Source organism: Vibrio sp. 1580 (genome assembly GCF_033340055.1).
The window spans coordinates 1-616 of sequence record NZ_JAWOVT010000415.1 but is presented as its reverse complement, the minus strand read 5'-3'; the positions used below and the strand labels follow the sequence as shown (position 1 = coordinate 616).

The window sequence follows — 616 nt, the reverse complement described above, 5'->3', positions numbered from 1 at the left end:
CGTATTGGAAGTAAGTATCAGACATCCATGCGATACCGAAGATAGCAATTGCCGCCACCATACCCGATTTGAATACCACACCGTTTGGCACGTCACGCGGGTCAGTTTTGGTTGCAAGAAGAATGATACCGCCGAAGCAGAGCATCATCATTTGAATGACAACGGCCATGCTAATTGGCTTCGCGCCATCCACAATAGTACGAATGTCTGGCCACATCGCGATAACGACGATAACCAAGATAGAAGCGATGAACAGCAACACAGAGTTGCGAGCACTTGTTGGTAGCACTTCGTCAAGAGACGTTGCAGTTGTGTTGAGGATCTTTTCACGCCACACAGGATCTTTCAAACGCTCTTGGTATTCTTCATCGTCTTCCAGTTCTTTACCGCGTTTGATGCTGTAAAGTGACATTAGCAACGTACCGAATAGTGTTGCTGGAACCGTAACGAGCAAAATAGAAAGCAGAGTGATCTCGTGCTGAATATCAGAGAGTTGCGCTAAGTAGTAAACCACGGCCGCTGAAATTGGTGAGGCTGTGATTGCGATTTGAGAAGCGACAGAAGCCGCCGCCATTGGACGCTCAGGACGAATGCCGTTTTTCAATGCAACGTCGCC

General features: G+C 48.1%; 1 protein-coding gene. It reads right to left on the bottom strand.

Translation table 11 applies throughout. From position 1 onward, the window contains the following. Positions 1 to 616, bottom strand: a 616-nt coding sequence (locus tag R7093_RS26320) for an anaerobic C4-dicarboxylate transporter family protein (protein ID WP_318147160.1), incomplete at both ends; no start/stop codon positions are given.